This is a genomic window from Alkalibacterium psychrotolerans, assembly GCF_054784355.1.
In genome coordinates this window covers 1-3893 of record NZ_BAAGPH010000105.1, presented here as the reverse complement: position 1 = coordinate 3893, position 3893 = coordinate 1, and the positions used below count along the sequence as shown (strand labels likewise).

General features: G+C 41.2%; 6 protein-coding genes. 1 reads left to right on the top strand and 5 read right to left on the bottom strand.

Features of this window, described 5'->3' with window-relative positions:
* Positions 1-270 precede the first annotated feature (270 nt).
* Complete coding sequence (locus ACYVLS_RS09300; protein ID WP_460323846.1) at positions 271-1044, top strand: SDR family NAD(P)-dependent oxidoreductase; 774 nt, start codon at positions 271-273, stop codon at positions 1042-1044.
* Between the two features lie 83 nt (positions 1045-1127).
* On the opposite strand, the gene ACYVLS_RS09295 is transcribed toward ACYVLS_RS09300, so the two are convergent.
* The 5 genes from ACYVLS_RS09295 to mazE form a co-directional block, all read right to left on the bottom strand.
* A complete protein-coding gene (locus ACYVLS_RS09295) occupies positions 1128-1397 on the bottom strand; it encodes a barstar family protein (protein ID WP_106196471.1) in 270 nt (89 codons plus the stop codon).
* Positions 1398-1889, bottom strand: coding sequence for a ribonuclease domain-containing protein (locus tag ACYVLS_RS09290; RefSeq protein ID WP_460323844.1), 492 nt, complete (start codon positions 1887-1889; stop codon positions 1398-1400). It lies immediately after the preceding gene.
* 182 nt (positions 1890-2071) lie between these two features.
* Entirely contained in the window at positions 2072-2443 is a 372-nt protein-coding gene (locus ACYVLS_RS09285; protein ID WP_460323842.1) for an alpha-hydroxy-acid oxidizing protein, read from the bottom strand.
* Between the two features lie 393 nt (positions 2444-2836).
* A complete protein-coding gene (locus tag ACYVLS_RS09280) occupies positions 2837-3181 on the bottom strand; it encodes a type II toxin-antitoxin system PemK/MazF family toxin (protein ID WP_106194961.1) in 345 nt (114 codons plus the stop codon).
* Positions 3182-3412, bottom strand: a complete 231-nt coding sequence (mazE, locus tag ACYVLS_RS09275; protein WP_106194958.1) for a type II toxin-antitoxin system PemI/MazE family antitoxin — start codon at positions 3410-3412, stop codon at positions 3182-3184.
* Positions 3413-3893: the final 481 nt, after the last annotated feature.

Genomic DNA, 3893 nt, shown 5'->3' with positions numbered 1-3893 from the left:
GGCCAGCTTGTCAAAAAAACTATCATGCCTCAGCTCATTATCAAGCCATCTCTACAAGGAAAATGAACGCTAAATTTCACATGAAAATTATTTTTAACAAGTGGCTAACTTAAACTTGAAATTTACAAACGAAAAATTTCTTCTCAATCAATAAAATCTTTTCAATAACACGACTGACCTTTCACTTACTTTTTATAAGCGTTTTGTTTGAAGCTCTAATTTTACCCTGTTATGATGTAAATGTACTATATTTTAATAGGAGGAGATTTGATGAAACGCCTTGATAGTAAAACAGTTCTGATCACCGGTGGTAGCGGCGGTATTGGTAAAGTGACCACTCAGAAAGCGCTGGACGAGGGTGCTAATGTTGTATTAGTAGATATTGATTCAGACGCCCTTGAAGAAACGAAAAGCGGATTAAACGGAAATGATCGTGTGCACACAATCACTGCCGATGTATCTGATGAAGAAGATGTTAAAACATACGTCAATGAAACAACAGATAAATTTGGAACCATCGATGTGTTCTTCAACAATGCCGGGATCATCGGTGATGTTAATTTCGTTCATAAACAGACTTATGAGAACTTCCAAAGGGTCTTGAACATCAATGCTGGCGGTGTCTTCCTAGGAATGAAGCACGTTATTCCAGTGATGCGTGAGCAAAACGGTGGCAGCATCATAAATACATCCTCAGTCGACGGGCTGCGAGGGTCACCAGGATTGTCACCTTACTCTACCTCTAAACATGCCGTCGTCGGGCTGACAAAAACGGCTGCACTCGAAAATGCTGAACACAAAATTAGAATCAATTCAATTCACCCTTCGCCAGTCGGCACCTCTATGATGGATGAAGTGGAAAAAGGCCTCGCTGATGAAGATGCAGAGAATATTAAAAATCAGCTGGAAGCGACTATTCCGTTTGGTGAATATGCGGAAGCTGAAGACATTGCCAACCTTGTCATTTTCCTGGGATCTAAAGAAAGTCGATTCATTACCGGTTCACAATACCGTATTGATGGTGGAATGGGAGCACAGCAATAAAAACTTACTCATAGAAATAGTCAAAAGGAGCCGAAAACATTGATGTTTTCGGCTCCTTTTCCATGTGTTTAATTGTAAGACTATCAGATCACCTTAAACCCAATATTCCTGTTCACTTTCTCGACGTCCCAGAAGGTCTGAACCAGTCGTTCGCCGTAGGGTCCCAAGTGTTCCATGAGTTCGGGTTTGTTGATGAGCATGATCGAGAGGTCCTTGTCGTAGACACTCAAGGCGTCGTACAAGGCGTCGAGGTTATGGCCGAAATAGCTCGGGATGTCGAGCTGTTCTTTGATGTAGCGGTGCGCGGTTTCTTTAGTCGTCATGCGTTCGCCGTCTAGTTTTACTGTCCTCATCTACTCGTCCTCCCCGTAAAGCTGCTGGAAACTGTCGTAATGATCGTCGGTATAGTAAATCAGTCCGTCGTTGGAATAGACCAGCCGTTCGGCGCCGCGGTAGCCGCCTTCGTAGTTGACGTCAGCTTCAAAGTAATCGCGGCCGTCTTCTTCCGGAAGCAGTCCTTCACGGTTCCCAAAATAATCGCCGCCAATCAGCATCTCGTCGGTCACTTCCCACAGGTTCCCTTCACTGGCTTCCCAGCCCAGTTCGCGCGCTTCTTCTTTCGTCAAGTAATTGTTTGGCAGCTCGTCATATGTATGGATGTACATAGCCACATCTTCAGGCGTTGAGTAATAGCCGTCTTCTTCAATGGTCTCGTTCCTGATCTCATCGGTGGTTTCAGTCAGTTCCTCTTCGATCACCTCGTCAAGGACAACTTCAAGCTCTGCGCAGCCAGAGAGCACCAAACTCGTCCCTATAGCTAAACCAGCCAGTATCTTTTTCCCCAAAGTCATTCACTCCTTTGCTCAACTCAATTATTGATTATATCTAAAAGTATAGCACATTATCTAGAGAAGCACGTTAGAAGTGTTCCACTATCTGTTATGAGCGTTTTAGTTTTGTTAAAATAGTGTACAAAAAAACGAATAAGATAGTTCACATCCTATTCGTTTCATGCCGCTGAATTTTTTTAGGAACTGATGGACAAAATCGTCCCGTAGTCTGACACACCTTTGGCCGTCCCGACTTCCTTGCTTTCATGGGCCAATCCATGTACGGCGATTGGTGCCATGATGATTGGTGACGGTAGCTCGTGACCCAGTACCTCAGTAGTCGTTTCCGGATGCTCGACATCGTCCAGAACGCGCGGCAAAATCCTTTTCAGATTGAAGGCATCGATATTCTGCTTCAGCGTGTATTCGTCTCCCGCTCCCCCAGCGATGTAGTCGAACCCGCCTTTTGGAAGAAGCTTGCCCGCTTTTTCCTCCAAGTCGTATGTATTGATCACTTCAATGTCTTTCACTTCTGTTGGTGCTTTATAGATCATTTCCTCGTTAGTCATACCATTTCTCCCCTTCTAAACTTAGTTACTTCTCCCCGATACACTATTAAAGTGTATTTAACTAAGTAATATATCAGTTTGACGTGTAGAAGGCAAGTTAAGAAGTTAATATATAGTAATTTTTATCCGGGCGAAAAAATCTCATTTCAAATATTTAACCGTGTCAAAAAGCCCACCATAGTTGGTAGGCTAAACGTATTTCTATTAATCTTTAGTAATAAAGTATTTAAATTCATCAAAACCGCTTAAAAATTATACGAACTTCTTAACTTTCTTAGCCAGTATCGGAAGCTCGATACTCATGAAAGGTGCTCCGCTAAATTGCCTTCTTAACTCATTGAGTATCACATACCGGATGATTTCCCTATAAATGCCGACACAGTGATGAGCAGACTAATCAGCAAATACAAACGATACGAGTTGATCGATCTGTTCTAATTCATTGCTGGATACCTTTTCTATGAACTCACTGTTTCTCTTGTTATAGTCTAGTGATTTCAATTGAGAAACGAGTACTTGTCCCTCTACCTTTGACGTACTGTTTAAGCTGAACCGAGTCGGCAAATTCTTCTTCGTAGACGTAATGGGACAGATGACTGCAAACTGTGTGCTTTGATTGAACGGATATGAAGAGACAACTAATCCAGGTCTTCTTTTCTGAATTTCTTTCGCAGCTGAAGGATCAAAATCAATCCAGATAATATCACCTTTATGTGGGACATACTTATCAGCTGACATCTACCATACCTCTTTTCCAGCAGGTTTCATATCTGCCCATACATCCTCTTCATTATATTCACCAGGTTTAGCATTTTTGAATGGATTGTCCAGCTTAGGAATCAAAGAGATATTTCCATGTTCATCCGTTTTCACAATATATTCAGTGTTTAGGTCCAAATCTTTTGCTTCCGAAGCAGGTATAGTCACAACGATGGAGCTTCCCTGTCTGCGCAATTTAGTTGTTGACATATCAATCACTCCTCATCACTAATTATACTGAACAACATCCTATAACACAATTGGTTAATTGCAACATTTCATTAAAATAATGCTGCTACTCTTTAAGTGCTCACAGGTACAAGTGATTCTAAAATTAACAGCCTGCTTGTTCCGTATAAACAATTGCAGAACAAGTAAAATTGAATCTTTTTGGCGACTTGTACCAAAACCTCGCATTCAGTACAAGTGAGTCCCTATTTAATAGTACACTTGTGCTAAATAACACTTCCCAAGAATAAAGTTGGTAATTTTGACAGATGAGCTACCAAAATCTTCCTGCTCAAAAATTATTTTAACTATTTTCGTGAGTTTCTGATTGGTTTGTAATTGAGCCAATTTCATAATTATTTGTCGTGTTTAACACCTGATAAATCAACTTTTTTAAAACATAGAAAAAAGGAACCCCCCCATATGGTACAATTAGGTTGTCGACTAAGACACGTACTCCAGG